This is a genomic window from Burkholderia sp. AU4i (assembly GCF_000466765.1).
Classification (GTDB): Bacteria; Pseudomonadota; Gammaproteobacteria; order Burkholderiales; family Burkholderiaceae; genus Burkholderia; species Burkholderia cepacia.
Map to the genome: position 1 here is coordinate 1 of NZ_ASSI01000002.1, position 24,671 is coordinate 24,671.

26 protein-coding genes are annotated in these 24,671 nt (G+C 68.9%); 16 read left to right on the forward strand and 10 right to left on the reverse strand.

What is annotated here, in order from left to right; genetic code table 11:
• Positions 1-175 precede the first annotated feature (175 nt).
• Together L810_RS00095 and L810_RS00100 are read left to right on the forward strand one after the other, a co-directional pair.
• Positions 176-628, forward strand: a complete 453-nt coding sequence (locus tag L810_RS00095) for a MarR family winged helix-turn-helix transcriptional regulator (protein WP_042972655.1) — start codon at positions 176-178, stop codon at positions 626-628.
• Between the two features lie 157 nt (positions 629-785).
• On the forward strand, positions 786-1,205 hold the full coding sequence (locus L810_RS00100) for an organic hydroperoxide resistance protein (RefSeq protein WP_021156288.1): 420 nt from the start codon (positions 786-788) through the stop codon (positions 1,203-1,205).
• 117 nt (positions 1,206-1,322) lie between these two features.
• Here L810_RS00100 and L810_RS44430 read toward each other — a convergent pair whose 3' ends face one another.
• Entirely contained in the window at positions 1,323-1,499 is a 177-nt protein-coding gene (locus L810_RS44430; protein WP_021156289.1) for a DUF3563 family protein, read from the reverse strand.
• Between the two features lie 81 nt (positions 1,500-1,580).
• On the reverse strand, positions 1,581-2,690 hold the full coding sequence (locus L810_RS00105) for an extracellular catalytic domain type 1 short-chain-length polyhydroxyalkanoate depolymerase (RefSeq protein ID WP_021156290.1): 1,110 nt from the start codon (positions 2,688-2,690) through the stop codon (positions 1,581-1,583).
• A gap of 248 nt (positions 2,691-2,938) precedes the next feature.
• Here L810_RS00105 and L810_RS00110 point away from each other — a divergent pair, with 248 nt between their 5' ends.
• The 4 genes from L810_RS00110 to L810_RS00125 all read left to right on the forward strand — a co-directional run bounded on the left by L810_RS00110 (position 2,939) and on the right by L810_RS00125 (position 6,010).
• The gene (locus tag L810_RS00110; RefSeq protein ID WP_021156291.1) at positions 2,939-3,637 is read left to right on the forward strand and encodes a phosphatase PAP2 family protein; all 699 of its coding nucleotides are present in this window, start codon (positions 2,939-2,941) and stop codon (positions 3,635-3,637) included.
• A gap of 130 nt (positions 3,638-3,767) precedes the next feature.
• Entirely contained in the window at positions 3,768-4,565 is a 798-nt protein-coding gene (gene modA / locus L810_RS00115; RefSeq protein WP_021156292.1) for a molybdate ABC transporter substrate-binding protein, read from the forward strand.
• A 10-nt stretch (positions 4,566-4,575) separates the two neighbouring features.
• Entirely contained in the window at positions 4,576-5,253 is a 678-nt protein-coding gene (gene modB / locus L810_RS00120; RefSeq protein WP_021156293.1) for a molybdate ABC transporter permease subunit, read from the forward strand.
• A 55-nt stretch (positions 5,254-5,308) separates the two neighbouring features.
• Positions 5,309-6,010: a sulfate/molybdate ABC transporter ATP-binding protein gene (locus L810_RS00125; protein WP_021156294.1), complete on the forward strand. Its 702-nt coding sequence runs from the start codon at positions 5,309-5,311 to the stop codon at positions 6,008-6,010.
• A 175-nt stretch (positions 6,011-6,185) separates the two neighbouring features.
• Here L810_RS00125 and L810_RS00130 read toward each other — a convergent pair whose 3' ends face one another.
• From L810_RS00130 to L810_RS00140, 3 genes are all read right to left on the reverse strand, one after another.
• Positions 6,186-7,022, reverse strand: coding sequence for a TOBE domain-containing protein (locus tag L810_RS00130; RefSeq protein ID WP_021156295.1), 837 nt, complete (start codon positions 7,020-7,022; stop codon positions 6,186-6,188).
• 76 nt (positions 7,023-7,098) lie between these two features.
• The gene (locus tag L810_RS00135; protein WP_021156296.1) at positions 7,099-8,715 is read right to left on the reverse strand and encodes a CHAD domain-containing protein; all 1,617 of its coding nucleotides are present in this window, start codon (positions 8,713-8,715) and stop codon (positions 7,099-7,101) included.
• Positions 8,716-8,844: 129 nt separating this feature from the next.
• Positions 8,845-9,228, reverse strand: coding sequence for a tautomerase family protein (locus tag L810_RS00140; RefSeq protein WP_042972656.1), 384 nt, complete (start codon positions 9,226-9,228; stop codon positions 8,845-8,847).
• A 121-nt stretch (positions 9,229-9,349) separates the two neighbouring features.
• On the opposite strand from L810_RS00140, the gene L810_RS00145 reads away from it, so the two are divergent.
• The 5 genes from L810_RS00145 to L810_RS00165 all read left to right on the forward strand — a co-directional run bounded on the left by L810_RS00145 (position 9,350) and on the right by L810_RS00165 (position 14,055).
• A complete protein-coding gene (locus L810_RS00145; RefSeq protein WP_021156298.1) occupies positions 9,350-10,207 on the forward strand; it encodes a LysR family transcriptional regulator in 858 nt (285 codons plus the stop codon).
• A 41-nt stretch (positions 10,208-10,248) separates the two neighbouring features.
• Entirely contained in the window at positions 10,249-11,172 is a 924-nt protein-coding gene (locus L810_RS00150) for a DMT family transporter (protein ID WP_021156299.1), read from the forward strand.
• Positions 11,173-11,239: 67 nt separating this feature from the next.
• On the forward strand, positions 11,240-12,019 hold the full coding sequence (locus L810_RS00155) for a sensor histidine kinase (protein ID WP_021156300.1): 780 nt from the start codon (positions 11,240-11,242) through the stop codon (positions 12,017-12,019).
• A 76-nt stretch (positions 12,020-12,095) separates the two neighbouring features.
• Positions 12,096-13,439, forward strand: coding sequence for a hemolysin family protein (locus L810_RS00160; protein ID WP_021156301.1), 1,344 nt, complete (start codon positions 12,096-12,098; stop codon positions 13,437-13,439).
• A gap of 31 nt (positions 13,440-13,470) precedes the next feature.
• On the forward strand, positions 13,471-14,055 hold the full coding sequence (locus tag L810_RS00165; protein ID WP_042972657.1) for a thiamine phosphate synthase: 585 nt from the start codon (positions 13,471-13,473) through the stop codon (positions 14,053-14,055).
• 70 nt (positions 14,056-14,125) lie between these two features.
• Here L810_RS00165 and L810_RS00170 read toward each other — a convergent pair whose 3' ends face one another.
• On the reverse strand, positions 14,126-15,778 hold the full coding sequence (locus L810_RS00170) for a DUF3459 domain-containing protein (RefSeq protein WP_042972659.1): 1,653 nt from the start codon (positions 15,776-15,778) through the stop codon (positions 14,126-14,128).
• 305 nt (positions 15,779-16,083) lie between these two features.
• Here L810_RS00170 and L810_RS00175 point away from each other — a divergent pair, with 305 nt between their 5' ends.
• Positions 16,084-16,791 (forward strand): class I SAM-dependent methyltransferase, encoded by a 708-nt coding sequence (locus L810_RS00175; RefSeq protein ID WP_021156304.1) that lies wholly within the window; start codon positions 16,084-16,086, stop codon positions 16,789-16,791.
• A gap of 153 nt (positions 16,792-16,944) precedes the next feature.
• The gene (locus L810_RS00180; RefSeq protein ID WP_021156305.1) at positions 16,945-17,613 is read left to right on the forward strand and encodes a glutathione S-transferase; all 669 of its coding nucleotides are present in this window, start codon (positions 16,945-16,947) and stop codon (positions 17,611-17,613) included.
• 24 nt (positions 17,614-17,637) lie between these two features.
• Here the strand turns inward: L810_RS00180 and L810_RS00185 are convergent, their stop codons facing one another.
• Complete coding sequence (locus tag L810_RS00185; protein ID WP_021156306.1) at positions 17,638-18,291, reverse strand: DUF1345 domain-containing protein; 654 nt, start codon at positions 18,289-18,291, stop codon at positions 17,638-17,640.
• 138 nt (positions 18,292-18,429) lie between these two features.
• On the opposite strand from L810_RS00185, the gene L810_RS00190 reads away from it, so the two are divergent.
• Positions 18,430-19,161, forward strand: a complete 732-nt coding sequence (locus tag L810_RS00190) for a metallophosphoesterase (RefSeq protein WP_042972649.1) — start codon at positions 18,430-18,432, stop codon at positions 19,159-19,161.
• A 32-nt stretch (positions 19,162-19,193) separates the two neighbouring features.
• On the opposite strand, the gene L810_RS00195 is transcribed toward L810_RS00190, so the two are convergent.
• Both L810_RS00195 and L810_RS00200 read right to left on the reverse strand, forming a co-directional pair.
• The gene (locus L810_RS00195; protein ID WP_042972650.1) at positions 19,194-19,889 is read right to left on the reverse strand and encodes an RES family NAD+ phosphorylase; all 696 of its coding nucleotides are present in this window, start codon (positions 19,887-19,889) and stop codon (positions 19,194-19,196) included.
• Between the two features lie 2 nt (positions 19,890-19,891).
• The gene (locus tag L810_RS00200) at positions 19,892-20,311 is read right to left on the reverse strand and encodes an MbcA/ParS/Xre antitoxin family protein (RefSeq protein WP_042972651.1); all 420 of its coding nucleotides are present in this window, start codon (positions 20,309-20,311) and stop codon (positions 19,892-19,894) included.
• 234 nt (positions 20,312-20,545) lie between these two features.
• Between L810_RS00200 and L810_RS00205 the strand changes: the two genes are divergently transcribed.
• Together L810_RS00205 and L810_RS00210 are read left to right on the forward strand one after the other, a co-directional pair.
• The gene (locus L810_RS00205; protein ID WP_021156310.1) at positions 20,546-21,328 is read left to right on the forward strand and encodes an ABC transporter substrate-binding protein; all 783 of its coding nucleotides are present in this window, start codon (positions 20,546-20,548) and stop codon (positions 21,326-21,328) included.
• Positions 21,329-22,469: 1,141 nt separating this feature from the next.
• Positions 22,470-22,856 carry a GtrA family protein gene (locus tag L810_RS00210; protein WP_021156312.1) on the forward strand — a complete coding sequence of 129 codons (387 nt, stop codon included), beginning with the start codon at positions 22,470-22,472 and terminating at the stop codon, positions 22,854-22,856.
• A gap of 28 nt (positions 22,857-22,884) precedes the next feature.
• On the opposite strand, the gene L810_RS00215 is transcribed toward L810_RS00210, so the two are convergent.
• On the reverse strand, positions 22,885-24,366 hold the full coding sequence (locus tag L810_RS00215) for a sigma-54 dependent transcriptional regulator (RefSeq protein WP_042972653.1): 1,482 nt from the start codon (positions 24,364-24,366) through the stop codon (positions 22,885-22,887).
• Positions 24,367-24,671 lie beyond the last annotated feature (305 nt).

A 24,671-nucleotide genomic window follows, 5' to 3' on the forward strand; every position in this document is an offset into this window, starting at 1 on the left:
CGGCGCGTGTCGCCGGCCCGCCGTGCTCGCGCCGGGTTGCCGCCCGGCGCCTCCCACGTTCCCCCGCCTCCGTCGGCCATCACCCCGCGCCGGCCGCCCCCTGTTCATCCCGATCTTTTGCGCGCAAAATGATTTGCGTACAAATTGTTCGCGCGTTCGACGCGCCGCCCGAATGATGGACCGCCCGCCCCCGCTGCCCCAGACGCTCGACGAGCAACTCTGCTTCGCCCTGTACTCGACTTCGCACGCGATGACGAAGGCGTACAAGCCGCTGCTCGACAAGCTGTCGCTGACCTATCCCCAATATCTCGCGATGCTCGTGCTGTGGGAGCGCGACGACATCGCCGTGAAGGACATCGCCGCGCGGCTGGACCTCGACCCGGCCACGGTCACGCCACTGCTGAAACGGCTGGAGGCGCTCGGCTACGTCGAGCGCGTGCGCAGCGCGGCCGACGAACGCGTCGTGAACGTGCGCGTGACAGCGGAAGGCCGCGCACTGAAGGAGCGCGCGCGCTCGGTACCCGCCGATCTGTTCTGCGCGATGCAGCAGTCGCCCGAGTTCCTGGTCAGGCTGCGCGCCGATCTCCACCAGTTGCGCGACGCGCTGTCGGCCGCCAACGAACGCTGACGGCCAAGCATCGGCGAACCGGCCCGGCACTGCCGGGCCCTTTTCTTCAAAAATTCATTTGCACACTAATGATTTGTGTTCTATATTTTCCTCGTGGCCGGCGACACCCCGTTCGACCGGGCCGCTTTTCCTCCCCTTTCCCGACAGGAGCTGCACGATGAACATTCTGTACAAGACCAGCGCCACGAGCACGGGCGGCCGCGACGGCCGCGCGGTATCCGCCGACAACAAGCTGGAAGTGAAGCTGGCCGCGCCGCGCGAACTCGGCGGCACGGGCGCGGAAGGCACGAATCCGGAGCAGCTGTTTGCCGCAGGTTACTCGGCCTGTTTCCTGAGCGCGATGAAATTCGTCGCCGGCCAGGACAAGAAGGCGCTGCCGACGGACACGCAGGTCACGGCGGAAGTGGGCATCGGGCCGAACGACGCAGGCGGCTTCGGGCTCGACATCGAGCTGCGCGTGTCGCTGCCGGGGCTCGACAAGGCCGACGCGCAAGCGCTGGTCGAAAAGGCGCACCACGTGTGCCCGTATTCGAACGCGACGCGCAACAACGTACCGGTGCGCCTAACGGTCGTCTGACGCGACGCAACGCCACGCATGCAAAAAGGGCGCGTGCGGCATGTAGCCGCACGCGCCCTTTTCTGCTGCGTGACTCGCCGGAATGGCGGACCGGCCGGCCGGCCCGCCCTGCGCTGCTTAGCGCGCGCCGAACGAATACGGGCGGTTCATCGCCGATTCGCGATCGATCTTGCGCATGCGGAATTCGAGATCATAGATATCGGTGGCTTCGGACAGGTACGCCTCGGCGCGCTCTTTACGGGCCGTTTCAGCGTTCTTGGTCAGCATCAGGAAGAGGTGGCTCAGCAGGTACATGGTCGATCTCGCAATCCAAGGGTTCTTTGACTAGGGTTTTCCCGAATTATAGGGAAAACCCTAGTTCTTGGCCAGCGTCGATCAGACGATGCGTCGTTCGGTCGCCACAGTGCGCCGCTGTGCCTCGAAAAAGGCCCAGATCATCGCGCTCGCATCGGGGCCGACCGCCGCATGAAACGGCACGGCTTCATCGCCGCCGGCCCACGCATGATCGAGCCCTTTCACATGACAGAGCCGCACGACAGGCTCGCCGTCGCGGCAGACATCGGTGATCTGCGCGCCCGCGGCGCGCGTCTCGACCCGCTCGCCGCCGCGCAGTGCGCCGCGGCTGTCGGCAAGCCCGTTCAAGCGCATGAACTGAACCGTCAGCTGGTCGGCATTCTTCGGGGCGACCACTTGGTCGCCGTCGCCCTGGACGATCAGCGCGGGCATGCCCGGAAACGCGGCCACATCGACCAGCGCATCGACGGCCGCAGCCGGGTTCTGACGCACGCCGCGCCGCATCACGTCCATCGCGGTGATGCCGGAATTCGCCTCGCCGAGCGCGGGGCCCGAGTGCAGCGCCACCGCCGCGAAGCGGTCGGGATGATGCAGTGCAAGAAGCGACGCGAGGCCCGCGCCCGCCGACAGCCCCGCGACATAAACACGCGATGCGTCGAAACCGTGTTCGTCGACGAGCGCATCGACGAGCGACGCCACCGCGTTCGCCTCGCCGCGGCCCGCGCGGTCGGTATCTTCATACCAGTGCCAGCAGCCATGTGCGTGCGCGCGCAGCGACTGCTCCGGATACAGCACCGCGAAACCATGCTTGTCGGCCAGCAGGTTCATCCGCGTGCCTTGCGCGAATTCGTCGACGGACTGCTGGCAGCCGTGCAGCATCACGACGAGCGGCATCGCGCCGCGCCGGCGGCCGGGCGGCACATAGAGGCCGTAAGCGAGATGCTGGACGAGGCGCCCGAGCGCGGGTGCCATCGGATGTTCGCCACGCGTCCATTCACCTGCCGCCCATGCGGCCGCGCGCGGGCGCACACGCGATTCGCGCGGCGGGGACGGATCGGATACGACGGAAGACGCCGCTGCCTCGAGTGCGTCGCGTGTGATGCGCTGCGCATCGCGCGCCGCGCGTTTGGCGGCCGGAGACAGCATGCGTTTCATGCCGCCCAGCCACACCTTGGTCAGACTTTTGGTCATCGATCGGGCTCGCAGTCAGGAAAAATAGGGGCACCACAGCGGATGCGGCGTTCGACTTTGTGCAATGCACCATAACATTGTTTCCGGGATTTTTCCTGCACGCGGCTATTTCCCGGCCGCGCAAAAAACGGGGCTCGGGCGCACGCGGCGCTATACTGGGGCTTCGCCGCTTGTATCCGTTGTAGTCGTTCTTTCCGGCTCGCGCGTTGATTTAAGCATCTTCCCCGCCTTCGTTCGTCCCCTTCCCGATGTTCGACCTGTCGTCTCACCTGTGGATCATGATCACCGCGTTCGGCGGCGCCGGCCTGACCTTGCCGCTCGCGATCACGATCGCCGTCTGGCTCGCGCTCGGCTACTCGTGGCAGCGCGCGGCCGCGTGGCTCGGCGTGCTCGCGGCCGCGATCGGCGTGGTCGCGCTGACGAAGATCGCGTTCCTCGGCTGGGGCATCGGCATCCGCAAGTGGGATTTCACCGGGTTCAGCGGCCATGCGATGCTGTCGACGTCGGTTTATCCGGTCGCGATTTTCCTGGCGCTGATCCGCACGCGCACGCCGGTGCGGCTCGCCGGCATCGCGCTCGGGCTCGCGGCCGGCGTCGCGGTCGGCGTGTCGCGCGTCGCGCTCGACGCGCATTCGCCATCCGAATCGATCACCGGCTGCATCGTCGGCGCGATCGCCGCGCTCGCGTTCATCGCGGGTTCGTGGCGCGCGGTGCCGCACCGCTGGTCGGTGCCCGCGGTCGTCGCGAGCCTCGCGCTCGTCACCGTGGCGCTGCACGGCATCACGGTGCCGTCGCATCGCTGGGTCACCAAGGTGGCGCTGCAGCTGTCGGGCCACGAGCGCCCGTTCGTCCGCGCGCGCTGGAAGGCCAACCCGAACTACCGCCCCGCATCGCAGCCGTCGTCGCTGCAGCGCACCCAGTCGTCGTCGCAGACGCTCCGCACGTGACCGGCCGCCCGGCCGGCTCTCCTTTTCAGGTCTGACCATTACATGCGCGCCGTCGCATGTGCGGTATGTCGAGCGTTATAACCCGCCCTATATTACGATTACGGTTTCCACCCATTCAAACGAACTCGCCATGCGCTCAACCGTCCGTCCGCTTCGCCGCACCCTGCTTCGCCTGCTGCCGATCGCCACGTTGGCCGCCGGGGTCGCGTTCAGCGCGCCCGCTTCCGCCGCCGGTGAACTCGTCGTGTCGGCCGCCGCCAGCCTGACGAACGCGTTCAAGGCCGTCGGCGATGCGTACGAGAAGCAGCATCCGGATACCAAGGTGCTGTTCAACTTCGGCGCGTCGGACGTGTTGATGCAGCAGATCGCCAAGGGCGCGCCGGCCGACGTGTTCGCGTCGGCCGACCAGAAGGCGATGGATCGTGCAGCCGACGAAAAGGTGATCGTGCCCGGCACGCGTCGCGATTTCGCGGCGAACTCGCTCGTGCTGATCGTGCCGGCGGACAGCCACGCGGCCGCGCCGACGTCGCTGAACGACCTGACCGCGCCCGGCGTGAAGCGCATCGCGTACGGCGACCCGGCGTCGGTGCCGGTCGGCCGCTACACCGAAGGCGCGCTGCGCGCGGCCGGTGTGTGGGACGCCGTCAGCGCGAAGGGCGTACTGGCCGCGAACGTGCGCCAGAGCCTCGATTACGTCGCACGCGGCGAAGTCGACGCAGGCTTCGTGTTCGGCACCGACGCGGCAATCATGCCGGGCCGCGTGAAGATCGCCCTGACGGTGCCGACCAAGACCGCCATCACCTACCCGATCGCCGTGGTCAAGGACAGCCGCCACGCCACGCAGGCGCAGTCGTTCATCGACTTCGTCGCGTCGCCGCAAGGCCAGGCCGTGCTGTCGACGTTCGGCTTCAAGCCCGCGGGCAAGTGAGCGTAACGCGATGCAAGACGCCTGGGTCCCGCTGCTGCTGTCGCTGAAGGTTGCCGGCTGGGCGACCGCGCTCGACATCGTGCTCGGCGTCGCGGCCGCGTTCATGCTCGCGCGCTGGCGCTCGCCGCTGCGCGACGTCGTCGATTCCGTGCTGACGCTGCCGCTCGTGCTGCCGCCGACGGTGCTCGGGTATTACCTGCTCGTGCTGCTCGGCCGACGCGGCGTGTTCGGCGCGTGGCTCGACAGGCTCGGCATCGAGCTCGTCTTCACGTGGCAAGGCGCGGTGATCGCATCGATGGTCGTCGCGTTTCCGTTGATCCTGAAATCGGCGCGGGCGGCGTTCGAAGGCGTCGATCCGCATCTCGAACGCGCCGCGCGCACGCTCGGGCTCGGCGAAGCGGCGGTGTTCTTCCGCGTGACGCTGCCGCTCGCCACGCGCGGCATTCTCGCGGGCGCGCTGCTCGCGTTCGCGCGCGCGCTCGGCGAGTTCGGCGCGACGCTGATGATCGCGGGCAACCTGCCCGGCCGCACGCAGACGCTGTCGGTCGCGATCTACGCGGCCGTGCAGGCCGGCGACGACAGCACGGCCAACTTCCTCGTGCTGGTGACGTCGATCACCTGCGTGCTCGTACTGCTCGCGACCGGCTGGCTCGTGCCGTCGCGTGCCCGGCGGAGCCAGCTGACATGACGCGCCTGCCTCGCCCATCGTCGTGCGTGGCCGGCCGGCTTCTGCGGAGGCCCGCATGAGCCTCGTCGTCGACATCCGCAAGACCTACGCGAATGCCGAGCGCCGCTTCACGCTCGACATGTCGTTCACCGCGACGACGCAGCGCGTCGTGCTGTTCGGGCCGTCCGGCGCGGGCAAGAGCATGACGCTGCAGGCGATCGCCGGCCTGTTGTCGCCCGACGAAGGCACGATCGTGCTGAACGGCGAACCGCTGTTCGACGCCGCGCGCCGCATCGACGTGCCGACCCGCGAACGCCGCGTCGCGTACCTGTTCCAGGACTACGCGCTGTTTCCGCATCTGAACGTGCGCCAGAACATCGCGTTCGGGCTCACGCCGGGGTTGCGCAACCCGCGCGCGAAAGCAGTGCCGCCGGAAGTCGCGTACTGGCTGCAGGCGTTCGATCTCGAGGCGCTCGCAGGGCAGTATCCGTCGCAGCTGTCCGGCGGGCAGAAACAGCGCGTCGCACTCGCGCGCGCACTGGTCGCGCAGCCGCGAATCCTGCTGCTCGACGAACCGTTCGCGGCACTGGACGGCGCAATGCGCCAGCGCATGCGTCACGAGCTCGCCGAGCTGCAGGCGCGGCTCGATATCCCGATGGTGCTGATCTCGCACGATCCCGACGACGTCGCCGCGTTCGGCGACCAGGTCGTGCAGTTGAGCGAAGGACGCGTGCAGGCGGCGACGCCGCACGCCGAGTGGCCGACGCGCGTCGCCTGAGCGCGCGAGGCCGTGGTCGTGGCCGTCGTGGCAAGCACGTTGGAGCCTGAGAGAAGCCGCCAGCAGCGGCACAAGCGGAAAGCGGAAACGAAGCCGGCGCCGTACCGATACAGCGGCGACGCCGGCTTCGCTCCGTCCGTCACACAGCGGCCGAAGCGCGCCGGTGCGCCGCCGCTCAGCCCGTCACCGCAAGAATCACGCTCGACGCCTTGAACAGCGCGATCGCGCGCCGGCCGGCACCGAGCTGCAGCGCATCGACGCTGTCGTTGGTCACGACGGCCGTCAGCGTCCCGCCGCCGTCGAGCGCCAGGGTCACCTCGCTGTTCACCGCGCCCGCTGCGACGGTTTCCACCTGGCCGCGCAGCTGGTTCCGCGCGGACACCTTCAACGCGTGCTCGCCGTCGTCGGCCGCGAGCACGACCCAGGACGCCTTCACGAGCGCGCAGGCATCCGCGCCAACCTGCAGGCCGAGCGCATCGGCGCTCTCGTGCGTCAGCACGGCAACGACCGGCTGTCCGCCGGGCAGCGTGAGCGTGACCTCGTCGTTGACGGTGCCGCGCACGATTGCCGCGACCTTGCCGAACAACTGGTTGCGCGCGCTGGTCTTCATCCCGATCCGGCCGATCAGCGCCCAGTCGACGTCGAACCCGGCCACGGCCGCGCTCGCGGCCTCGATGAACCGGCGATGCTCGCGCTCGATCGTGCGGAACGCGGCGATCAGCGACGTCGCGCGCGGCGTCAGCGTCGTGCCGCCGCCGCCCTTGCCGCCCGTCGAACGCGCGACGAGCGGTTCGCCCGCGAGATTGTTCATCGTGTCGACGGCATCCCACGCGGCCTTGTAGCTGAGGCCGACGGCCTTCGCCGCGCGCGTGATCGACCCGGTGTCGCCGATCGCCGCGAGCAGCGCGATGCGCGTGGCGCCGCCGAGCGTCTGCTCGCCGGCGCGCAGCCACAGCTCGCCGCCCAGTTCGAGCGGTTCGGCGGACGGGGAAGAATGCGGTGCGTCGGTCATCGGGATACGTGCGGGAATTCGACCGGAACCGGAATCGGGCCGGAATCAGGCGGCCATTATAGTCGGCGCGTGCCGCTCAACCCGGCTTGCCGTCGAGCTTCGGCGGCCGCAGGCTGGCAAGCAGCGTCTCGGCGTCGCGCGCCGCGCGCTGCTCGAGCGCCGCGCCGTAGCCGCGCACGAAACCGAGCTGGTACGGCGGCGCCGCCAGTTTCTCGAGGTGGCGCAGCGCGACTATCGCGTCGTTGGCTTCGCCGAGCACGCTCTGCACGCGCGCGAGCGTCTTGACCGTCTCCGTGCGCGTGCGGCGCGACGCCAGCGACGCGAAGAACTCGAGCGCATAGCGCAACCGCTTCGCATCGATCCGCACCCGATGGCGCGCAGCCGTATCGAGCGACGTGAGCGATGGCGACGCGTACAGATGGCCGAACAGCCGCCGCACGCGCTTCGTCGCGTGGCGCCGCAGCGAGGGGGCGTCGTCTTCGGCGTGCGGCAGCGCAAGCGAGCCCAGCCATTCGAGCCAGCCGAGCGTCAGCCGCGCGTAGCGGGCCGAATGCAGCGCCTGCCGCAGCTCGCCCCGTGCCGCGACACACTGCGCGCGCGCGGCGTCGAGCGTGCCGTTCCATTCGCCGTCGCCGCCGTCGGCTGCGATCAGCGCGGGCAGGCTTTCGGTCGCGAACACGTCCCAGTCGCGCACCGTGCCGAGCAGCGCGGCAAGCCAGTGCATGTCCACGCCGAGCGTGTCCCGCCACTGGCGGTCGGCAAAGCGCGGGAAGAAGCGCATCAACGTACGGAGGCGGCGCAGCGCGACCCGCATCTGGTGCACGAATTCGGGATCGTCGTACTCGAGCACGCCGCCCTCGTTGCCCAGCCATTGCGCGGTGATGTCGCCTGACAACGCGAACAGCGCGGCGCGCTGCGTGCGCACGCCGGTCAGTTCGACGGGCTGCGCCTTGACGGGCCCGCTGGCGGCCGGCTCGGCCGCACACGCGCGATCGATCACGCTCGTCAGCTGGACGAATGCGGGCCACGCGCCGCTCAGTTCGCGCGCCGCGGCAAACAACGCGTGCAGCGCGGCCGTGCGCGCGGCCAGGGTTTCCCAGTCCGGCGCGGCAAGACGCAGTTCGACGTAGCGGCGCGGCGGCTCGTCGCCGCGATGCAACGTGACGTCATCGAGCGTCATCTCGACCACGACGCCGCTGTCGTCGGCCCACCGCCCGCGCCGCCGCTCGCTGACGAGGCGCAATGCCGACGATTCCGGCTCCATGCCGGCCTCCGGGCGCCCGGTCGTATCCGGTGCGACGCCGTCGACTTCGCCCGTCGCGGCGCCTGCCGCCTCGGGTACGGGCAACGGCATCGCGACGACGATGCCCGCATGCTCCGCGTCGAACAGTTCGCGCGCCGTGACCCCCGGCGCAAACACCTTCGTGCGCGACGCAACGACCCGCCTGCCATGCGCATTCGACTCGACCCACGTCCACCAGCTTGCGCCGGGGCTCGGCTCGGCCTCCTCGATCTGGCACGGCTCGATCGTCACGCGCTCATGGCCGCGACGCATCCGGACCTGCGGGCAGATCCGCCACGCGCGCACGAGTTCGGCGCCGAAATCACGCTGCGCGCCGCGAGCGCGACCTGCGGCCTTGGCCGGCCACCCTTCCAGCGACAGCGACAACACGATTTCCAGCACACGCGACATGGAGGCTCCTGCACATGAAGAAGCGCCGGCGGTCTTCCGATCGCGCCGGCGTCGTCCGTGAAGCTGCTTCCATAGTACACGCCGCAAAAACGCGCGGGCAACGATCTGGCCCTGTCGCCCTGTCGCAGGTCAAACGGCGTACTGCGCGAGGCCGTTGCCGAACGACCAGTTCTCCTTCAGCACCTCGACGAGACTGATGAATACGTCCTGCTGCCGCACGCCGGGCTGCTGCGCGAGGTTGTCCGTGATCGCCCGGTACAGCGCGCGCTTCTGCTCGAGCGTGCGTGTGTTGTTCGCGGTGATCTGGATCATCACGAGATCGTCGCTGCGTTCGATGTCGAGGTAGTGGCGGCCGTACACGAAGTTCTCGGCCGCATGCTCGGTGACGACCATGAAGATGTCGTCCTCGGGCACGTTGAACGTGTGCATCAGCGCGCGATGCACGCCGTCGACGAGCGCCGCGCGGTACGCGGCCGGTTTGCCTTCGCGGACTGCGATACGGGTGAATGGCATGGTCCTGCTCCTGTCGGTGAAGTTGACGTTGACGTTGACGAACGGAAACACAGCGTCAGGTTAGGTGCACCGAACTATAATGAACAGTCATTGATGAATATTTCATCCATTTACATCGAAAATGAAAGTCCTCGACCTCGATGCCGTACGCGCGTTCGTGCTGGTCGCCGATCTCGCCAGCTTCACGCGCGCCGCCGATGCGCTCGGCACCACGCAGTCGGCCGTGAGCCTGAAGCTGAAACGGCTGGAAGCGCACCTCGGCAAGCCGCTGCTCGCGCGCACGCCGCGTGTGGTCAAGCTGGCCGCCGACGGCGAGAATTTCCTGCCGGCCGCCCGCGCGCTGCTCGACGCGCACGACCACGCGCTCGGCGCGATCTCGGCCGGCACGCACCGGCTCGCGCTCGGCGTCAGCGAGCATGTCGCCGTGCCCGACCTGCCGGCCGTGCTCACGAGCCTGCATCGACAGGACCCGGGGCTGTCGCTCGAAATGCATCTCGGAACGTCGACGAACCTGCTCGCGCAATACGACGAACGCCGGTTCGACGCGGTGATCGTGCGGCACGAGCCGGGCGAAGACCCGCCGCGCGAAGACGGCACCTTGCTGTTTTCCGAGCCGCTCGCCTGGCTCGCCGCACCGGACTGGGCACCGCGTGCGGGCGAGCCGCTGCCGCTCGCGGTGCTGGCCGGCCCGTGCGGCGTGCGTGCGGCCGCGCTGCGCGCCCTCGATCACGCGGGGCGGCCGTGGCGAGAACGCTTTACGGGAGGCGGTGTCGCGGCGGTCACGGCCGCCGCTGCCGCGGGGCTTGCCGTCTGCCCGCTCGCACGGCGTGTCGCGCCGCGCACGCTGGTCGACGTCGGCGCGAAATTCGGGCTGCCGCCGCTGCCGCTGTCGCAGGTCGTGCTGTACTCGCGCGTGCGCGACCCACGCGCCGCCGCCGCGCTGCGCAGGTTTGCCGACAGCCTTGCAATCTCGGCGTAAACTGACGGGCTCCGCCGCCCGCAATCTCCAGAAGAATTCCAATGAAGCCCGAAGCCCGCAAGCACCTCCGTGCCAACCTGCTGATGCTCGCCGCCGCCGCGATCTGGGGTTCGGCTTTCGTCGCGCAACGCCTGAGCCTCGACGTGATCGGGCCGTTCCTGTTCACGGGGCTGCGCTTCCTGCTCGGCGCGCTGGTGCTGGTGCCGCTGCTGACGCTGAACACGGCGTCGCGCGCGCAGCTCGCGGCGATCCGCCGTGCGCCGGCGCTGCTGCTGCCCGGCCTCGCGCTCGGCGGGCTGCTGGCGGTATCGATATCGCTGCAGCAGATCGGCCTGCAGTACACGCGCATCGCCAACGCGGGGTTCATCAGCTCGCTGTACGTCGTGATCGTGCCGCTGATGGGTGTGTTCGCCCGTCACCGGATCGGCACGGGCACGTGGTTCGGCGCGCTGCTCGCGGCGATCGGCCTGTATTTCCTCAGTATCGACGAGCACTTCTCGGTGCTGTACGGCGACTGGTTCCAGCTCGCCGGCGCCGTGATCATCGCCGCGCACGTGATGGCCGTCGGCCATTTCGCCCGGCGCCACGATCCGCTCGTGCTCGCGTTCCTGCAATTCCTCGTATGCGGCGTGGCGTGTCTCGCGGTCGGCCTCGCCGTCGAGCCGGTCAGCGGCGCCATGCTGCGCGGCGCACTGCCGACGCTGCTGTACGGCGGCCTGTTGTCGGTGGGCGTCGGCTATACGCTGCAGGTCGTCGCGCAACGCGACGCCGCGCCCGCGCACGCAGCCGTGATCTTCAGCATGGAAGGCGTGTTCGCGGCGCTCGCCGGCTGGGCCGCGCTCGGCGAAACGCTGACGCTGCGCGCGCTCGTCGGCTGCGCGCTGATGCTGGCCGGCCTGCTCGCGTGCCAGTTGCTGCCGAACGGCGACGCCCGGAAAAAGGACGAGGACGCACTGCCGGCGTGACACGCACCGTCCCTATAATGGCGGTTCGCGTGACAACCACGCCAACCGCTTCCGACAGGCCCGCTCCGTGACGTCCACTTCCGTCGATCCCGCCGCCGACCTGCTGCGCGAACGCGCAGCGCACTACGCCACCCAGGCGGCGCTGTTCCTGCGCGACCAGGCGCTCTCCACCGCGTCGCACGACCTGCGCAGCCCGCTGAATGCCATGCATAGCTGGGCATACGTGCTCGAGCGCCAGCTCGCCAACGCCGATCCGAACCTGCAGCGCGCGCTCGCGGGCATCCGCACCGGGATCGACCAGCAGGTCGCGCTGATCGACGACGTGCTCGATGCGCCGCGCGCGGAAACGCGCACGCTCGCACTCGCGCCGCAGCCGTTCGCGCTGCGCGCGCTGCTCGACGACACGCTCGCGCTCGTCCGTTTCGCGCTCGCCGACGCACGACAGGTCACGCTCGACGCGACGCTGCCGGACGGCGAACCGTCGCTGACCGCCGACCGCGAACGCATCGCGCAGGCGCTCTGGACGATGCTGACGGTCGCGGTCGAAGCCAGCGCCGCCGGCGGCCGCGTGACGTTCGCGTGCGCGCGCGACGGCGTGCAGTTCACCGCGCGCGCCACATGCACCGTCAACGCCGACACGCTCGCCGATCCCGCGCAGCCGCACGCGTTCGAATCGTTCGCACGACGCGAGCTGCTGCGCGAGCGCGACGCGAAACGGGTCGCGTGGGCGCTTGCGCTCTGCCAGCGCGTCGCGCTCGCACACGGCGGCACGTTCTCGCACGACGCGTTCGCCGATGGCGCAACCGCCACCGTCACGTTCTCCGTCCCCGGCGAGGCGCCGGTGTAAGCCAGCGGCCGCCCGATACATTACGAATTCCTTTCTGGCTCTATACTGACGGGCCTGTCATAACCGGAGTGATTCTTTGTTACAGATCTTCGCGCTCATCGGCGCGTTGTTCCTGGTGGCCCTGAACGGGTTCTTCGTCGCGGCCGAATTCGGCCTGGTCAAACTGCGTGCCACGCGCGTCAAGACACTGGCCCGCAAGCACGGCCTGCGCGGCCGCATCCTCGGCATCGTGCACGGCCGGCTCGACGCGTATCTTTCCGCGTGCCAGCTCGGCATCACGCTCGCGTCGCTCGGCCTCGGCTGGGTCGGCGAACCGGCGTTCGCGCAACTGCTCACCCCGCTGCTCGACCTGATCGGCGTGCAGTCGGAGCGCGTCGTGCACCTGATCTCGCTGGTGTTCGCGTTCTCGCTGATCTCGTTCCTGCACATCGTCGTCGGCGAACTCGCGCCGAAGTCGATGGCGATCCGCCAGTCGGAGAAGGTCGGCCTGTGGGTCGCGCTGCCGCTCTATGCGTTCTACTGGGCGATGTACCCGGCAATCTGGGTGCTCAACAACAGCGCCAACGCGGTGCTGCGGCTCGCCGGGCTGTCGGCCGACCATGGCGGCGACGCGCACTACTCGACCGACGAATTGAAGCTGATCCTGCGCAGCCGCCGCAGCACGGCCGGCAACTCCGCGCAACCGGCGCGCGGCACGTACAGCAACGACGAGTGGAACACGCTCGCGCATTCGCTCGATTTTTCGTCGATGACCGTGTCGGACCTGATGCGGCCGGCCCATGAAATGATCGGCCTGCGCCGCGACCTGCCGCTGCCCGACAACATGGAGATCGTCGCGCGGCACCGCTTCAGCCGCTATCCGCTGTTCGAGGATGCGTCGCGCGAACAGGTGAGCGGGCTGATCCACCTGAAGGACCTGCTGCTCGCGCGTCACGCGGGCGCCGCGCTCGAAGACCTGTCCGACTACGTGCGCCCCGTGCAGTACGTGAAACCCGACACGCCGGCCCTCGACCTGTTCCGCCGTTTCCGCAAGGGCGCACCGCACTTCGCGCTGGTCGGCAACAAGGGCGAGAAGCCGATCGGCTTCCTGACGCTCGACAACCTGCTCGGCGCGCTGGTCGGCCAGATCCACGACGAGTTCCGCCAGGGCGACGCCGACTGGAGCCGCCTCGACGACGGCACGCTGATGGGCAAGGGCAGCCTGCCCGTCGTGTCGCTCGAACAGGCGCTCGGCATCGACATCGACGAAGGCCGCGCGGAATCGGTCGGCGGCCTCGTGATCCAGGCGCTCAGCGACCTGCCGACCGAAGGGCAGCGCGTGTCGTTCGACCGCTTCGACGTCGTCGTGAAGAAGATGAACGGGCCGCGCATCGTGCTCGTGCGCGTCTACCCGAAGATCGCGAAAGAGGCCGACGAATGACGGCCGCGCGTGGTTGCCGCCGCCGCACGCGATGAACGCGACGCTGCCGCGCTGCTGCGTGATCACGCCCGAGCCGGCGTCCGCGTCGGCCGCCGATTGCGCGGCGTTTCTCGACCGGCTGTCGGCCGTGCTCGCGCGCGGCGAGACGCTCGTGCAACTGCGCGTGAAATCGCTCGACGCAGCCGCGTTCGCGCGGCTCGCCGCCGCGGCGCTCGCGCGCTGCGGCGCGGCCGGCGCACACCTGATGCTGAACGGCCCGATCGATGCAGCCGGCGTGATGCGGCTCGACGGCGCCGGCTGGCATCTCGACGGCCGCGCGTTGCGCGCCGCCGCGCAGCGGCCGTTACCGGCCGGAAGATGGGTGTCCGCGGCCTGCCACACGCGCGACGACCTGCTGCTGGCCGCGCGCGCCGGCGCCGATTTCGTCACGCTGTCGCCCGTATTGCCGACGCTCAGCCATCCCGGTGCACCGACGCTCGGCTGGACGCAGTTCGGCACGCTGGCCGCCGAGGCCGCGATGCCCGTCTTCGCGCTCGGCGGCATGAAACGGTCCCACCTCGACGACGCACGCCGCCACGGCGCACACGGCATCGCGGGCATTCGCGGGTTCTGGTAGTCCAGGGATTTCCGGCGACGCAACCGGGCGCAAAGGCGCCCGGCCGTTCGGACATTACCGCCTCACGTCGTCATGCGTTCAGGTTCGGGCGCATTCCGCGCCACGCGCCGTCGTCGATGCGACGTGCATCGTGCGTGAGCGCATACCGGTTGACGTCACCCGTCAGCCACGCGACGAGCGAGTACGGCGGCAACTCCCCTTCATCGACCCGGTCGCGCGCACGCGCCGGCGTCTCGAACACGACCCGCCCTCTCGGCGCATCGAACGGCACCGCCTCGGGCGACAGGTTCAGCGCGATCGTCAGCGTCTCGTCGTCGGCGAGCCGCCATGACGCAAGCAGCGCGTCGGCATCGCCGTCGCCGTCCGACTTCAGCGCACGCGCATCCTGCGGCCGGCAATCGGACAACCTCGGCGCGATCAGCTTCGCGCGCACCGCCAGCGCCGACTGCACGAAATGCGCGCGATCGGCGTCGCGCGCGGTTTCGTCGAAGATCAACGGGATCTGCGGCGTGAGCAGCGACAGCGCAAGCGCGGCCAGACCGGCCTCCTGCCCGTGGTCGCCCTGCCCGCTGTCACGCCACGCGCCATCGGACAGCACCAGCGACGTCAACGACAGCCCGCTGTCGGCGGCCATGCCCTCGCCCGACCCGGCCGGCTGGAATGCGGCCCCGGCCGCGGTCAGCGCGCGGGCGAGCGTGTGGATCGACTGGTGCGCGGAAATGCCTTCATGAGCCGACGTGTCGCGGCCCGTCAGCCGGTGCAGCGCGCGTTCGCCGCACCCGTTCCACTGCGCATCGAAATGGGTATCGGCAAGATGCGCGGGATGCCGCTCGCTGCCGAGTACGAGATGGATGAGCCGGTCGGCCGGCACCGCCGCGCGCACGCGGTCCGCGATCTCGCGCAGCCACGACACGCCGATCCGGTCGGCTTCGCGCAGGCGCAGCCCGTCGCAACGGTACTCGTCGATCCAGTACAGCGCGTTGTCGCAGAAGAAATCGCAGACTTCCGGATGATCGAGCGCGAGCGGCGACGCCTGCAGCGGATCGTCGCGCGTATGGAAGAACGGCGCCGCGTAGTGGCGCAGCGCATCGGTACCGCTGCCGAAGCGCGCGTAGTCGAGTTCCAGCAGCACCGCGAGGCCGTAGCCGTGCGCATCGTCGATCAGCGCTTTCAACGCGTCGGGGCCGCCTTCGGCCGCGAGCGGCGCAAACGGCAGGCTGTCGTGCGGCGACGCGAGCAGCTCCAGCGCGGTCACGCCGAGGCGCGCGAGTTGCGGCAGGCGCCGGCGCACGCCGCCGAAGCCTCCCACCGCGTGCGGGCGAATCGCATAGAGCGAGATGTCTTCCCATGCGCGCCCGCGCCAGAACGTGTTGCGCCACGTGAACGCGCGCGGATCGACGACCTCGCTCGGGCCGTCGAGCCCCTCGGGTTGCGAGCGCGATGCGGGATCGGGAATCGATACCGTATCGTCGAGGCGATAGCGGTAAAGTGCCCCCGCGCCGCAATCGGCAAAGACTTCGAACCAGTTCGTGCCGGCGGCCGTCATCGGAACGAGCAACGGGCCGAAACCGGTATCGAGTTCGAGCTGGACCTGCGTGCTGCCCGGTGCCCACACGCGAAAATGCGTGCGCGGCGTCGCGCAGAGCGCGCCACAGGGCTGTGCGCCGAACGGCAGGCAGTGAATGTAGTGCTGCGCATACGGGTCGTGCGGACAATCGGACATCATGCGCTCCTCGTGCGTACCGAGCGGCATGGCCGCGCCAGCGGCGCGGCACATCGGGGCCCGGCATGCGACGGCCAGGCGGGGGGAGAAACGAGTATGCGCCGGATTCGCCATCACGATGCAACGTCCCCGGACATTATTAAATGCGAATCGACCCCTGGAAAACCCGCGGTCCGGCAAGCGCCGGCGAGGCAGGTAGCCCGCATACCGGAATGCCTGCTCGCCTTGTTGCACCGGCCGTGCACGCTTACGCTCTGCGCGATGCGCGTGGACATACCGTCCGCGCCCGACCCGAGGAACCCGCCATGTCGCTTCCCGCCAGTGCCGCCAAATTCGATCCGGCGCGCGCACACGAATACGCCGAGCAATCCCGCATCGCACTCGCCGGCTACGATGCCTGCCACGAACTCACCGCGTGCATGCTCGCATCCACAATCGCCACACCCGACGCGCGGATCCTCGTCGCGGGCGCGGGCGGCACGGGGCAGGAAATCTGCGTGGCGGCCGCGCTCGAGCCGGGCTGGCGGTTCACGGCCGTCGACCCGTCCGGGCCGATGCTCGCGCTCGCGCGCTCGAACGTCGAGGCCGCGGGCTGCGGCGCGCGCACGGCGTTCGTCGAGGACGGTGTCGATGCGTTGCCCGACACGCCCGCGTTCGACGGCGCGACGCTGATCGGCGTGCTGCATCACGTCCCGGGCGATGAAGCGAAGGCGGCGCTGCTGCAGGCGATCGCGCGGCGCCTGAAACCCGGCGCGCCGCTCGTGCTCGCCGGCAATCATCGCCGCTACGCGGACCACCCTCGCCTGCTCGACGCATGGCAGCAGCGCTGGCGCATGAAAGGCGCGACGCCCGACGCAGTGCGCGCGCAACTCGCGAAGATCCTGCAGGGCGCCGATCCGCCCGCGTCCGAGGAAGCCGTGTTCGCCCTGCTGCACGACGCGGGCTTCGATGCGCCGCTGCGCTTTTTCGCGAGCCTGTTCTGGGGCGCGTGGATCGCCGTCCGGCGCGCGTGATGGATCGGCGCGGTCGGCCAGACGCGGTCGGCCAGACGCGGTCGGCTAGACGCGGTCGGCCAGACACGTCGCGCCACGTCGCGCGACGCGTTTCGCTTGTGCGCCACCCGCGCTGGGTATGATGTCGTTCCCGCCCCCACTTCCGGCGTCGACATGCTCACCGTCCATCACCTGAACAACTCGCGTTCGCAGCGCGTGCTCTGGCTGCTCGAAGAACTGGATGTGCCGTACGAGATCGTGCGCTACGCGCGCGACCCGAAGACGATGCTCGCACCGCCCGAGTTGCGCGCGATCCATCCGCTCGGCAAGTCGCCGGTCGTCACCGACGAGGGCCGCGCGTACGCCGAATCGGGCGCGATCATCGAATACCTGGTCGAACGCTACGGCAACGGGCGCCTGGCGCCGCCGCCCGGCACGCCGGAGCGGCACGACTACACGTACTGGCTGCACTACGCGGAAGGATCGGCGATGCCGCCGCTGCTGCTCAAGCTCGTCGCGCTGCGGATCGCGCACGCACCGATGCCGTTCTTCGCGCGGCCGATCGCGCGCAAGATCGCCGACACGCTGCAGTCGGGCTTCGTCGATCCGCAGATCGCGCTGCATCTCGGTCATGTCGACGGTGCGCTGCAGCGCACCGGCTGGTTCGTCGGCGACAGCTTCAGCGCGGCCGACATCCAGATGAGCTTTCCGCTCGAGGCCGCGACCGCGCGCGGCGGCGATGGCCGGTTTCCCGCGATCGCGCGCTTTCTCGACGCGATCCACGCAAGGCCGGCCTACCGGCGCGCGCTGGAGCGCGGCGGCCCGTACGAACTGCTCAAATGACGCGGCGCACGACCGAGGCCCGCGTCAGCTCAGCAGTCCGGCTGCCACGTTGATCGACAGCCCGAGCACGGCCATGTTGAAGTAGAACGACAGGATCGACTGCGCGAGTACCGAGCGCCGCGCGGAGCGGTTCGCCAGCGACACGTCGGCCGTCTGCGACGCGACCGCGAGCGTGAACGCGAAATACAGGAAATCCCAGTAGTCGGGTTCCGGATTGCGGTCGGGAAAGCGCAGCGCGCGGTCGTTGGATGGCGAGCCGTAATAGAGGCGCGCGTAGTGCAGCGTGAAGATCGTCGGGATCAGGAACCATGCGCCGAACAACGTCGCGCCCGTCACCGCGTAATGGCCGAGCCCCGCGCGAAACCCGACGCCCTTGGCGGTCGCCAGTTCGATCGCGATCGCGGCCACGCTCGCGACCGTCGCGAGGCAGACGACCGTCAGCACGGTCGTCGCGCTTTCATCCTCGCGGATCGCGATTTCACGCACCTTGGAATGGTGCGCGGTGACCATGCGCACCCACATCAGCGCGAGATACAGCCAGATCGCGCAATCCCAGCCGATCAGCGCACGCACGGTCGGACGCAGCGGAAACGGCAGCAGCACCGCGCACAGCACACCCGCGACGAACGCCGCGACCATGCGCGGCCGGTTGCGTAATACCTGCGGATAAAACGTCATTGTGTGATTCCGAAAGCAGATGGAAAGGGTTCGGCCGACGCGCGGGACACCCCCGCCGCGCCGCACCGGTGGGTAGCGCCCCGATTATCGTCATTCCGTCGTGACGTGGCGATGGGCGCGAGCGCCTAAGATAATGGGATGACTGCCACCGCCCCCCTCTGCCACCATCCCGCGAATACGGCCGGCCGTGACTTCGTCGTCGGCGACCTGCACGGCTGCGTGGATGTGCTGCGCGCGCTGTTGCACGACACCCGCTTCGATCCGGCTCGCGACCGCCTGTTCTCGGTCGGCGACCTCGTCGACCGCGGCCCTGCATCCGAAACCACGCTCGATCTGCTCGACCGCCCGTGGTGCCACGTCGTGCGCGGCAATCACGAGGAGGTGCTGAGCCTCGTGGCGCGCGGCAAGCTGTCGCCCGACGCGTGGCGCGGAATCGGCGGCGACTGGGGCGCCGACCTGCCGGCGGAACGGCTGCACGCGCACGCGGCGCGCGTCGACGCGCTGCCGCTGGTGCGCGTGATCGGCGACGGCCCCGGGCGCTTCAACGTGCTGCATGCGGAATTCTTCGGCTCGGACGCCGATCTCGACACGGGCAACTATTCGCACGACGTGCGCGAACGGCTGATCTGGGGCCGCGATCTCGTCCAGGGGCTCGCCGATCCGGCGCGGCAGGCCGGGCTGTCGCTGACTTGCACCGGGCACACGCCGGTGCGCGCACCGCAGCGGATCGGCGCGCAGTGGTTCATCGACACGGGTGCGTTCGCACCGGCCGGGCGGCTCACGCTCGTCGAGCCGCGCACCGGGCGCACCTGGTCGATGACGCAGGCCGAGGCGCGCGAACGCCACGCGGGCGACTGGCCGTTGCCCTGATGCCCTGATGCCCTGATGCCTGCGAGCGAACGCTAGCCGACCTGGTTCAGTTCGAACACCGCATCGACGGCCGAGCCGTTCCAGTTGTATTCGAGGTAGGCCGCGTGATGGCAATCGCGCAGCAGCGCGGTGCGGAACGCCGCCAGGCACTCGCCGCGCGGGTCGCGCACCGACGGATAGACGATCCCCGCACCGCCGGCATTGCGCACCGCGCGGCCGAGCGCCTGCCCGGCGCTGTAATCGAGCGGGTGCAGCAACGCCGGATCGCGTTTCGGCCACGTGCGCACGTCAGCCACGTCGCCTTGCGCGATCACCGTATAGAGCCGCATCTGCTGGCGCATCGGCGGCTCCTTCGTCGCCGCCAGGAACAGCGCGCTGTGATAACGCGTTTCGGCGATCGCCGTATCGCGCGAGCGCGCGCAGTAGAACACGCCGTAGCTGCCGTCGGAAAAACGGCTGCCCTGCGGATTCAGGTGCGTGAACGCGGCCATGATCGGCCCCCAGCCCTGCCCGTAGCGACGTTCGGCGGGCGGGACGAGGTCGAGCGTGCCGACTTCGTTGCGAATGCGGTCGTTGGTCAGCGATTCGAGCGCGTAAAGCGCGTCGAAATCGTCCGCCGACGCAACGCGGTCGAACAGGTTGATTGCCGGAAAACGGGTGGGGATCACGCGATAGGCAGGCGCCCAGTCGACCGCGGTCGTGGGCCATTGTTGTGCTTGGATCGGCATCGTCACGCCCAGCCACCTCGCATCGCGTCGAGATATTGGCGGACGGCGACCAGATCGCCGACATTGCCGGCGAGCATCCGGTCGAGTGCGCGCTTGCCGCCGAACGGCGCGGCGTCGTTGGGCCGCTTGACCCACGCATCGGCCGCGGCCGGCTGCGGCAGCAGGATCTGCAACGCCTTGTAGATGCCGAGCAGCAGCGATAGCCGCTCGAGCGTATCGCGCGGCAGCCGTGCCGATTCCGGCGTGGCCTTCCACTTGAAGAACGTCGAACGGCCGGGCGACCCGAGCAGCACGATCTGTTCGTCGATCGTCAGTTCCCAGTCGCGCGCGATGTTGAAAAACGCACGCAGGCCGGCCGCCGACATCTGCGCGACCGAGGCCTGCGGCGGGGAGGAATGCGATTCGTAGGCGGGCTGTGACATGATCGTTAGTCTCGAAACGAATTTACTAACAAGATTAGTCCATTTTCGTATTTTTGCAAGGGTCGGCACCCGGCGACCGATTCACGCATCCGGCAAAAACGATATTTTTTGTCCATTCTGGACTCTGATTTTATTTTCTGCGTTAATGGCCGTGCGGACACCGCGCGCAGATGCGGCTCGGGTCCGTGAAACCGTGTCGCACAGAACCGGAAGCACCCCGCCAAGGAACGCACCATGAAGAGACTGATTGCCGCTGTTTCGATCGCCCTGCTCGCGGTATCCGCAGGCCCCGCCGTCGCGAAGGACTGGACCACCATCCGCTTCGGCACCGACGCCAGCTACGCGCCGTTCGAGTCGAAGGCGCCCGACGGCAAGCTCGTCGGCTTCGACATCGACCTCGGCAACGAGATCTGCGCGCGCCTGAAGGCGAAGTGCGTGTGGCTCGAGAACGATTTCGACGGGATGATTCCGGCGCTGAAGGCGAAGAAGTTCGACGCGGTGCTGTCGTCGATGTCGATCACGCCGCAGCGTGCGCAGCAGATCGGCTTCACGACGAAGATCTACAACCAGCCGACGCGGCTCGTCGTGAAGAAGGGCTCGCCGCTGCTGCCGACGGCCGAATCGCTGAAGGGCAAATCGATCGGCGTCGAGCAGGGCACGACGCAGGAAACGTACGCAAAGGCGTACTGGGGCAAGCAAGGCGCGAACGTCGTGTCGTACCAGAACCAGGACGGCGTGTACGCGGACCTGACCTCGGGCCGCCTCGACGCGGCGCTGCAGGATGAAGTACAGGCCGCGATCGGGTTCCTGAAATCGTCGCGCGGCGCGAACTACACGTTCGTCGGCCCGGAGCTCGTCGACGAGAAGGTGCTCGGCATCGGCGCCGGCATCGGGCTGCGCAAGGAAGACACCGACCTGAAGGCGAAGATCGACGGCGCAATCCTCGACATGGTCAAGGACGGCACCTACAAGCGGCTCGCGTCGAAGTACTTCGACTTCGACATCTACGGCGGCTGAAACGGCGTCGCGCGCGTACGGGCGCCACTCCCGTCGCGCGCGTCCGACCGCCCCTCCCCTCACCACCGGACGGCAACGGCATGACGCCGTTTGCCGTCGCATCGAATGCATCATCCGTCGCACGCGCGGCAAGACCCTCGCGCTTCATTCGGATTGCAGATCAATCGTTCGCGGCGACGATGCCCGGCGCGAACGGATATCGTGCGGCTTCGGTCAATAGGCGAAGACCGGGCGTCGAGGTACCGGCGCCCGAGCGCACATGCCCTTGCGAATCGGGTTCGCGTGCAGGAAAGTACCGACCCGGCGTGGATGACCGGCAATCAGCCGGATCCGCCTCGCACCGGGCGCGGAGAGATGGCCTGTCGATGCATGCCGGCCGGCCGAGAGAGCGACATGCGACCGGCGATGCTCAGCATCACTGCGATCGCGGCCTGCCGGCCGCGGCGTGTGGCGATCGCTCATTTTTCTACCCCGTGTCAGTCTGATGGTTGTTCCGGCAACCGGACCAGGCCGGTGCCCCGACGATCAGGCGACGACGCTCCGTGCTCGCCGGAACGCGGCTGTTGCGCCGCGCTCCGCCGCCGCATCCCCGCGGACCGTGTCCTGGCCGGTACTGACAGGGTTCGCTGCCGAACCGGACGGACCGTGCATCGTCGACTTTCGCACGCCCACTTTCGCAAGGAGCGGGCCAGCTTCGCGCGAGCCCGTCCGGACAAGGGGCCGGCCGGGCAGCGTGGCGGCCGGAACGGGTACCGAATGCGGGAAGTTACGAAACTGAAACACGCGGCGCGCGGCACGCGCGGGCCACGTGGCGGCCCTGGCTTGCCGGATAAGGCTGAACAATGAAGCACGGCATTTTTACCGATGGACGGCCGGCCGTTCACGCCGATTCGCCGCGAAAATTCGCATGGCCGCCGACGCGAAATGTTTCACGCGCTTTACATGTCGCCGGCAGCACGCGGGCCGCGGGTTGCCGCGCCATCCATCCGCCGGTGCCGGACCGGCCGGGCGCACGGCTATACTGCGAAACCGGCGCGCGTCGTGTCCGCATCGGCGCCTCCGGCCGGCGGATGCCGTGCCGCACGACGACGCTACACACCGCCACACACGCCGCCCCACCGCCCGAACGATCGCCCCGCCGATGATCCGTACCCTCTATATCGCCGAACGCGCCAGACTGATTCGCTTTGGTGTGTCGGGCCTCGGTTCGACCGCGCTGCATGCGTTGATCGCGGCCGCGATGTTCGCGCTGTTCGACGCGACGCCCGTGACCGCGAACGCGGTCGCGTTCGCCTGCTCGACCGCGTTCTCGTATCTCGCCAACACGCTGTGGAGTTTTTCGTCGCCCGTGACGTGGGGCAACTTCATGCGCTTTCTCGCCGTCGCGATGGTCGGCCTCGTCGTGACGATGCTGCTTGCGCACGGCGCCGTGGCGCTCGGGCTGGCGCGCGCGTGGAGCGTCGTCGCGGTCGTGCTGTGCGTACCGCCCGTCACGTTCGTGCTGCACCGGCTCTGGACCTATCGCTGAACCGGCTCACGCGTCGCACGTGCACCGCTCAGCCGACCCGCTGATGCCCCGCGTCGCCGGACGGCGCGCCGTCGTGCCCGCCGTTGTCGCCGTTCCCGCCGTTGTTGTCGTGATCGTTCAGCCCGTGCTCGATCATCATCCGGTAGAGCGTCACGCGCGAAATGCCGAGTTCGGCGGCAGCCTTGTTGATCCGGTGATCGTTGCGCAGCAGCGCATTCTCGATCGCGGTGCGCTCGGCGAGCGCCCGCGCCTGTTCGAGCGTCACGGGTTCGGTTTCGCCCGGCGTATCGAGCCCGAGATCGTGCGGCGTCAGCAACCGGCTCTCGGCCATCACGATCGCGCGCCGCACGCGGTTGATCAGCTCGCGCACGTTGCCGGGCCACTCGTAGCGCCGCATCGCGTCGAGCGCGGCCGACGTGAAGCCGCTGATCTTGCGGCCGCTATCGGCCTTGTATTTCTGCAGTACGTAGTGCGCGAGGATGTCGATGTCCTTGCCGCGCGCGCGCAGCGGCGGCTCGTGGATGCGCAGCACGCACAGGCGGTGATACAGGTCGGCACGAAAGCGCCCGGCCTCGACCGCGCCGTCGAGATCCACGTGGGTGGCCGAGATGATCCGCACGTCGACTGGAATCGATTCCTGCCCGCCGAGCCGCTCGATCTTCCCTTCCTGCAGGAAGCGCAGCAGGCTCGCCTGGCTTTCGACCGGCATGTCGCCGATTTCGTCGAGAAACAGCGTGCCGCCGTTCGCCGATTCGATCCGGCCCGCGCGCCGCTGGTTCGCGCCGGTGAACGCGCCGCGCTCGTAGCCGAACAGTTCCGACTGCAGCAGGTGATGCGGAATCGCGCCGCAATTGATCGCGATGAACGGCCCCTTGCCGCGGCCGGAACGCTCGTGAATCGCGAGCGCCGTCAGCTCCTTGCCGGTGCCCGACTCGCCCGAGATGAACACGCTCGCGTCCGTCTTCGCGACCTTGCGGATCGTGCTGAACAGCTGCTGCATCGCCTCGCAGTTGCCGATCATCCCGTGTTCGCCGATCGACGCCGCGTAGGCCGCGCCATCGACGCGATCGAGCGCGGCCATCCCGCGCGCGTGGCCGAGCACGTGCGAAATCCACTCGTACGGCAACGGAAGGGTCACGTAGTCGAAGCAGTAGCTGCGGATCAGCTCGCGCACGGCCGGGCCGATCGTGACACCGGCCTGGGCGATGGAAATCCAGCCGATCGACGGCTGGCTCAGGCACGCCTTCAGCGCGGGATACTCGCGCGACGTGAACCCGGAGAAATCGACCAGCCCGGCGGCAACGCTCACGCCGGACGTCATGTTCTGCGCGGCGCCGGCGGTCTTCGCGACGGAGATTTCCCAGCCCAGCCCGCGCAGTTGCGCAAGCAACGGCTCGTCGGGCGAACGCATGATCACGAACAGCTTGCGTCCATCCTCGGGCGCGGTGACGGACACATGCGTCATCTCGGGCACCGTGTGCCCGTTTGCCTCAGGTGACCTAGCAACCATCGTTGTTCCCCGCTTGGCATTGGTATCGCGCGCCCGGCTCGCCGCCGCTTGCGACGAACCTCCATCGAACCGACATATTGGCCGCATTTCCGTCCGAATAAAATCCCCTCGTGCATGAATCGCGCGTGAGGTGGACAGTGTCATCAACGGTATATCGATGTGGCCGGCGCGCGGCTAGATGGGTGTTATCCCGGTGGCGTGCGCGGCGCGCGCGGTCCACGGGCGGCCACGCGACGCGCAAAGCCGCGCCGGTGCTGGCGCACGGCGTTCGCGGGCGATGCGGCACCGACAGGATCGGCCCGGCC

Excerpts from the sequence above, each read along its gene's own strand:
- L810_RS00150 (WP_021156299.1), top strand. The coding sequence starts at position 10,249 with ATGAAGCCCGAAGCCCGCAAGCACCTCCGTGCCAACCTGCTGATGCTC.
- L810_RS00180 (WP_021156305.1), top strand. The coding sequence starts at position 16,945 with ATGCTCACCGTCCATCACCTGAACAACTCGCGTTCGCAGCGCGTGCTC.
- L810_RS00205 (WP_021156310.1), top strand. The coding sequence starts at position 20,546 with ATGAAGAGACTGATTGCCGCTGTTTCGATCGCCCTGCTCGCGGTATCC.
- L810_RS00100 (WP_021156288.1), top strand. The coding sequence starts at position 786 with ATGAACATTCTGTACAAGACCAGCGCCACGAGCACGGGCGGCCGCGAC.
- L810_RS00140 (WP_042972656.1), bottom strand. The coding sequence starts at position 9,228 with ATGCCATTCACCCGTATCGCAGTCCGCGAAGGCAAACCGGCCGCGTAC.
- L810_RS00110 (WP_021156291.1), top strand. The coding sequence starts at position 2,939 with ATGTTCGACCTGTCGTCTCACCTGTGGATCATGATCACCGCGTTCGGC.
- L810_RS00165 (WP_042972657.1), top strand. The coding sequence starts at position 13,471 with ATGAACGCGACGCTGCCGCGCTGCTGCGTGATCACGCCCGAGCCGGCG.
- L810_RS00105 (WP_021156290.1), bottom strand. The coding sequence starts at position 2,690 with ATGACCAAAAGTCTGACCAAGGTGTGGCTGGGCGGCATGAAACGCATG.
- modB (WP_021156293.1), top strand. The coding sequence starts at position 4,576 with ATGCAAGACGCCTGGGTCCCGCTGCTGCTGTCGCTGAAGGTTGCCGGC.
- L810_RS00175 (WP_021156304.1), top strand. The coding sequence starts at position 16,084 with ATGTCGCTTCCCGCCAGTGCCGCCAAATTCGATCCGGCGCGCGCACAC.
- L810_RS00200 (WP_042972651.1), bottom strand. The coding sequence starts at position 20,311 with ATGTCACAGCCCGCCTACGAATCGCATTCCTCCCCGCCGCAGGCCTCG.
- L810_RS00195 (WP_042972650.1), bottom strand. The coding sequence starts at position 19,889 with ATGCCGATCCAAGCACAACAATGGCCCACGACCGCGGTCGACTGGGCG.
- L810_RS00170 (WP_042972659.1), bottom strand. The coding sequence starts at position 15,778 with ATGTCCGATTGTCCGCACGACCCGTATGCGCAGCACTACATTCACTGC.
- L810_RS00210 (WP_021156312.1), top strand. The coding sequence starts at position 22,470 with ATGATCCGTACCCTCTATATCGCCGAACGCGCCAGACTGATTCGCTTT.
- L810_RS00130 (WP_021156295.1), bottom strand. The coding sequence starts at position 7,022 with ATGACCGACGCACCGCATTCTTCCCCGTCCGCCGAACCGCTCGAACTG.
- L810_RS00190 (WP_042972649.1), top strand. The coding sequence starts at position 18,430 with ATGACTGCCACCGCCCCCCTCTGCCACCATCCCGCGAATACGGCCGGC.
- modA (WP_021156292.1), top strand. The coding sequence starts at position 3,768 with ATGCGCTCAACCGTCCGTCCGCTTCGCCGCACCCTGCTTCGCCTGCTG.
- L810_RS00125 (WP_021156294.1), top strand. The coding sequence starts at position 5,309 with ATGAGCCTCGTCGTCGACATCCGCAAGACCTACGCGAATGCCGAGCGC.
- L810_RS44430 (WP_021156289.1), bottom strand. The coding sequence starts at position 1,499 with ATGTACCTGCTGAGCCACCTCTTCCTGATGCTGACCAAGAACGCTGAA.
- L810_RS00145 (WP_021156298.1), top strand. The coding sequence starts at position 9,350 with ATGAAAGTCCTCGACCTCGATGCCGTACGCGCGTTCGTGCTGGTCGCC.
- L810_RS00185 (WP_021156306.1), bottom strand. The coding sequence starts at position 18,291 with ATGACGTTTTATCCGCAGGTATTACGCAACCGGCCGCGCATGGTCGCG.
- L810_RS00095 (WP_042972655.1), top strand. The coding sequence starts at position 176 with ATGGACCGCCCGCCCCCGCTGCCCCAGACGCTCGACGAGCAACTCTGC.
- L810_RS00215 (WP_042972653.1), bottom strand. The coding sequence starts at position 24,366 with ATGGTTGCTAGGTCACCTGAGGCAAACGGGCACACGGTGCCCGAGATG.
- L810_RS00135 (WP_021156296.1), bottom strand. The coding sequence starts at position 8,715 with ATGTCGCGTGTGCTGGAAATCGTGTTGTCGCTGTCGCTGGAAGGGTGG.